The 5,184-nt window shown below is 74.4% G+C and carries 6 protein-coding genes and 1 pseudogene; 5 read left to right on the top strand and 2 right to left on the bottom strand.

The genetic code is table 11. From position 1 onward, the window contains the following. Nucleotides 1-295: 295 nt before the first annotated feature. Nucleotides 296-1,405, bottom strand: coding sequence for a hypothetical protein (locus tag B7767_RS30665; protein WP_085574990.1), 1,110 nt, complete (start codon nt 1,403-1,405; stop codon nt 296-298). Beyond that, a complete protein-coding gene (locus B7767_RS30660; protein ID WP_143652709.1) occupies nt 1,402-1,851 on the bottom strand; it encodes a hypothetical protein in 450 nt (149 codons plus the stop codon). Before B7767_RS30660 ends, B7767_RS30665 begins: the two co-directional genes overlap by 4 nt. A 506-nt stretch (nt 1,852-2,357) precedes the next feature. Here B7767_RS30660 and B7767_RS30650 point away from each other — a divergent pair. The 5 genes and pseudogenes from B7767_RS30650 to B7767_RS30630 all read left to right on the top strand — a co-directional run. Beyond that, nucleotides 2,358-3,326 carry a hypothetical protein gene (locus B7767_RS30650; protein ID WP_085574988.1) on the top strand — a complete coding sequence of 323 codons (969 nt, stop codon included), beginning with the start codon at nt 2,358-2,360 and terminating at the stop codon, nt 3,324-3,326. 28 nt (nt 3,327-3,354) lie between these two features. Continuing rightward, the gene (locus tag B7767_RS30645; RefSeq protein ID WP_085574987.1) at nt 3,355-3,543 is read left to right on the top strand and encodes a hypothetical protein; all 189 of its coding nucleotides are present in this window, start codon (nt 3,355-3,357) and stop codon (nt 3,541-3,543) included. 7 nt (nt 3,544-3,550) lie between these two features. Next, nucleotides 3,551-3,757, top strand: a complete 207-nt coding sequence (locus tag B7767_RS30640; RefSeq protein ID WP_085574986.1) for a hypothetical protein — start codon at nt 3,551-3,553, stop codon at nt 3,755-3,757. Between the two features lie 183 nt (nt 3,758-3,940). Next, nucleotides 3,941-4,879, top strand: a complete 939-nt coding sequence (locus B7767_RS30635; protein WP_256923631.1) for a S8 family serine peptidase — start codon at nt 3,941-3,943, stop codon at nt 4,877-4,879. A 62-nt stretch (nt 4,880-4,941) separates the two neighbouring features. Continuing rightward, nucleotides 4,942-5,184, top strand: a pseudogene (locus tag B7767_RS30630) (hypothetical protein); the annotation flags it as partial.

The raw sequence follows: 5,184 nt of genomic DNA, 5'->3' as shown, positions 1-5,184 counted from the left end.
CCGTGGACGCCCTTCACGAACGGCGGACCGGACCGGAACCACTCCCTGTGGACGCCCCCCACGAACGGCGGACCGGACCGGAACCACTCCCCGTGGACGCCCCCCACGAACGGCGGACCGGACCGGAACCACTCCCCGTGGACGCCCCCCACGAACGGCGGACCGGACCGGAACCACTCCCCGTGGACGCCCCCCACGGACGGCCGGGGTATCGCGCCCCGCCCCACGGGCCCGGGAGGTCCGTACGGGTGGAGTGCCGCGCCCCTCCCGTAGGTCCTGCCGGCCCCGTCCGCGTCTACTCCAGGCCCGCCAGGGACGCCACGGCACTCCCCCACGTTCCTGCGGGGCCCGGCCAGTCGAGGGGCGTGAAGAACGCGCTCACGAAGAGCACCAGAAGGACCAGAACGGCCATGAGCACCCCGTCGGTGCCGGGCCTCCGCTCCGACTCCCTCGTCAGGAACGCCTCGGCGAAGAAGGCCAGGACCGCGGCGCTCATCAGCAGCGCCACCGCGCCCGCCAGCACACTGCCCACGGTGAACAGCGCCTGGACCAGGACATGCGCGTCCGTCCCGTACGCGGCCCGGTTGGCGGTGACGACCAGCATGGGAATGGTCGCCGGGACCTCCCAGGCCAGCCAGACGAACCCGATCCGGCGCAGGCGGGGCGGCCCGAGCGAGGGGATGCGCTTGAACGTGGCCAGGGTCGGCGACGTACGGCCCGGGGCGACGCCGTCGGGGGGCGTGCCGGGGGCCGGCCCGCTGGTGCCCGGTTCCTCCGGCTGCCCGTCGTGCCGTACCGTCCACTCCCCCTGGACCGCCTCCGTCTCCACGGTGTCCCCGTCGATCTCCTCCCCGAGTTGTCGCAGTTCCTCGCGCACCACGCCGAGTTCGGCCTCCGCCCGTTCCATGAGGTCGGAGAACCCCTCGCTGTCCTGCGCCTCCTGCGACAGGCCGGGGTGGGCGGGGAGGGGGGTGGCCTCCCGTTCCTGCGTGGCGTCCCGCTCCGCCTCCCGGCGCCGTCGCGCCAGTTCCATCTGCGCCTGGGCGAGCAGCTCCTCCGCCCTGGCGCGTTCCTGCTCGGCCTGCCGCATCGTCGACTGGGCCCGCATGACGCGCAGTTCGGCGTCCTTCAGCCGCTCGGCGAACTCGGCCTGCGCCTCGGCGTGCCCGTCCGCCCTGGCCTGCCGGACCTGTTCCTCCAGCTCCTGGCAGCGGGCCGCCCACTCCCCCACCGCGCGCGTCAGCACCTGGACGACGACGTCGGCCCGCCGGCGCGCCTCGTGGGCGGTCTGGCTGCGGGCCTCGGCGACGTGGATGTGGGTGATGTACTGGTTGGCGCGGGACTGGTACACCTGCCCGTTGTCCGAGGCGTGGCCCCACGTGTCGGGCCGGTCGGGTTCCCTCATCGGTCGGTGATGTGCTGGTCCCGGCCCGCCTGGTAGACGCGGCCGTTGCCCTCGGCCCGCGCCTCCATCCGCACGTCGCCGCGGATCTCCTGGCCGTCGGCCGCCCGCCGCCGCCACTCTTCCACCAGGTCCCGCAACTCGTCGGCGGCTTCCGGATGTTCACCGAGCAGTGTCGCGAACTGCCCGACCCACCGGCCCTCCAGCCGCCCGGCGGGTCCGGGTCCTTCGCCCTCGCCCGCGTCGAGCGCGGCGGTCCGGGACGCCTCCAGCTCCCGCTCGACCTCCTCGACGGCCTCCGGCCGGAACCGGCGCCAGACGGTCACCACCCCGTCCCGCGTCTGCTGCCACCCCTCGGCGACGAGCAGTCCCACCAGGGACGTCCCGGCCGTGCCGGCCAGTGTGAGCAGATAGGGATCCACCGCAGCCCCCCGAAACTCCCGCAACATTGCTCCCACCGTAGCCCAATCCTCGCTCACGGTAACGACGTTGCCACGCGGTTCACGGGCCCGGGGCCGGTCCGCCCGAGGTGCGCGCGGAGCGTCCCGGGAAGAGGATGGGAAGGGGCGGGGGTGCCCGGGGAGTGGTCCGAACACCGGGATGTGAGCAGGATGGTTGACGGTGGAACAAGTGGTCGTGAGGCCGGGGGCCGGGAGGCACGTGACCCCCATGGCGCCCGCCGTCACGACCGGCCCCGCCACCGGGCCCGTATCCCGGGATTCGCGCGTGAGGGAGCGGAGATCGGACTGGGTGACGCCGTCGCCCGGGTGACCACGGCCGTGGGGATCCGGCCCTGCGGCGGCTGCGGTCGCAGGGCCGAGGCGCTGAACCGGTGGATGGCGATCGGCGGCCGGGACCGCTGAGGCACCGCATGGGCGCGTACACGGTCAGGACGGCCGACACGCGGCCCGCTGTGGCCGGAGAGCCCCGGCAGAGCATGTGTGAGGAGTGACCGATGGACCCCGAGACCACCGACGCCGTCACCGCCACGGACCCTCCGACGGAGACCGGGACACGGCCCGGCCCCGCGCCCGTCCCCGGCTCCGAGACCCCCCGCCCCCTCCCCGGCGAGCCCGCCGTCGCCCACGCCTCGTGCGGCTGCGGTACGGACGTCTCCGGCGAGGGCGGCCGGGAGGCCGGCGGCGGCACCGGCGCCGGTTACGTCTACGTCCTGGGCCGTGTCCACGCCGTCTTCCCGGACCTCTCCGTCCAGCATGAGTTCTTCCAGGTGGCGGGGGCCGGCGGTGCCACCGACGTCACCGACGCCGACGCGCTCCACCGGGTCCTGTCCGACCCGGAGAACCGTTACATCGCCCGGCAGATGTGCTACGTCCTCTCCGTGCAGGGCGTCGACACCTACATCCTGGAGCCCGCCGACCCCACAGACCTGGACGACATCGTGGAGGCCCTGCGTCCGGTCGACGACCGGCGCGACCTCGCCGTGGTCGTCGGCCGCCTCGGTCCGGTCGCGTCCCCGGGCGTCTGCCAGGGACTCTCCGTCCCGGTCGTCCGCGTCGAGAAGATCTGGGCCTTCGACAGCAAGGAGCTGATCCGGGCGATCGACCGCCCCGACGACACCCCTCGCAAGGAGTTCCAGAAGGCTGCCGGGGCCCTGCTCGACCGGCTGCTCCAGCTCGGCGACAACGCGGGCACCGAACCCGTCGACCGGGCTCTCAACTACCTGACGGTCAGGGACCAGGAGATCTACCGGAAGACCCACGAGAAGTCCACCGACGGCTACGCGCTCTCGGCGGTGGAGGCCGGGCCCTCCCGGCTCAGCTCCGGATCGCACACCGTCATCACGGTCGTCTTCTCCTACACCCACCGACAGACCAACGTCACCGAGCAGTGGTTCGTCCGCGTCGGTCTCGCGGGGCTCTTCCCCTTCCGGGTGACCTCGCTCCAGCCCTACTACGCCCGGTGAACCACGAGAGAGAAAGAGGCGAACGGACATGCGTATCCCCGGATTCGCCGTCGAGCGGGCGGCACGTGGAGTGAACCCCGGTGATCTGTTCCTCCCCCAGCAGTTCACCTGTGAGGAGGAACTGGCTCCCATCTGCCGCAACCAGTGCCGGGGCGCCCACAACGTCCGTGTGTGCGTGCGGAACTGCCTGACGAGGCTCTGCTCGGAGAAGTGGTGACCGCAGGATGAGCATCCCTGGATTCGAGCACCGGCGGGAGCCGCGGGGCGGATCCGGACCGGCGCCCGGCGACCGGTTCGTGCCGCAGCACATCACCTGCGCGGAGGAGCACCAGCCGATCTGCGAGGACGAGTGCGAGAGTTCCTGGGACCCCCGCTGCTTCCAGAAGTGCATCGACCGGTACTGCCTCGGCCCCGGACCGGAGCGGTGGTGAACCGGCCCACCCGACCCGGCCGGTCCGCCCCGTCCGGCCGCACGCCGCTCCCCGCCCGGTGGAGGTGAAGCGGCACTCCATACGGCGTCCCGATACGACGTCCCGGACGTGCCCCCGCCCGGCGGGGGCCGCGGGACGGTGACCGGCCGCGCCCGATCCGCGGCCGGAGGCGGGAGGGTGTCCGTGGATCCCAGGGACCTGGTCCGTCTCACGCCGCTCATGGCGCGCACCTCCGGCCGGCCCTCGGTCGTCGTCGGCCTGATCGACGGCCGTGTCGACCCGGACCATCCCGCCTTCGCGGGCCGCCCGGTCCGGGAACTGCGCCCGGCCGCCGGTGCGGGGGCCTGCCGCCGTGCCGACGTCTGCTGTGCGCACGGCACCGCCGTCGCCGGGACCATCGCGGGAGCCGGGGGCGTCTGTCCCGGCTGCACCCTGGTGTCGCGGCCCCTCTTCACGGACCGGCCGGCCGACGGCGGGCCCGCGACCTGCCTGTCCGGCGTGCGGACGGGAGAGCTGGCCGAGGCGATCGTGGAGTCCGTCGACGCGGGCGTCCTCGTCCTGAACCTCAGCATGGCCCAGCCCGCGCCCTCCGGGACCCGCGACCCCGCGCTGGAGGCGGCCCTCGACCACGCCGCCGACCGGGGCGTGATCCTCGTGGCCGCCGCCGGGAACCAGGGGCGACTGGGCTCCTCCGTCCTCACCGGGCACCCCTGGGTCGTCCCGGTGACCGCGTACGACCGCGCCGGGCGCCCCATGCCCCAGTCCAATCTGGGCGCGTCCATCGGCCGCCACGGGGTCGGCGCCCCCGGCGAGCGCGTCCCGGCGCCGGGTTCCGGCGACCGCCCCTTCGTCCTGAACGGCACGAGCGCCGCCGCGCCGTTCGTCACGGGCGCGGTCGCCCTGCTGCGCTCGGCGTTCCCGGAGGCCACCCCGGCGGCCGTACGGTACGCGGTCACCCACGGACCCGGCCGGCGGCATTCGGTCGTCCCGCCGCTGCTGGACGCGTGGGCCGCGTACACGGCGCTCCGCGACCGGTCCTGGGAGCCGCCCCGCCGGTCTCCCCCCGGCCCCGGCGTCCGGAACGGATTCACCCGGGCCCGGCAACCTTTCCGGCGGCTGTGACGACCACCGGGTCGGAAGCGTGTCTTCTCCCCCGCACCACATCACCACATAAGGACTCCTCCGTGGCATCCCCCTCCCACCGCCGTCCGCGCGGCAAGCGGCGCGGCCTCCTGGTCCCGGCCGTCGCCGTGGCCGCCGTCGGGCTCCTCGTGTCGCTGGTCGTCGCCCTCACCCGGGACGGCGGATCCGGCACCGTGCGGGCCACGGCCGTGTCCGCCACCGGTGTCGACGCCGACGCCCGGCCGAGCGCCCCGCCCACGGCGACCGAGCGGACACCGGAGGCGAGGCCGTCCACCGTGTCCCCG

This window comes from Streptomyces sp. 13-12-16, assembly GCF_002114215.1.
In the GTDB taxonomy this organism is placed as follows: Bacteria; Actinomycetota; Actinomycetes; order Streptomycetales; family Streptomycetaceae; genus Streptomyces.
This window is presented reverse-complemented; position numbering and strand designations above follow the sequence as displayed.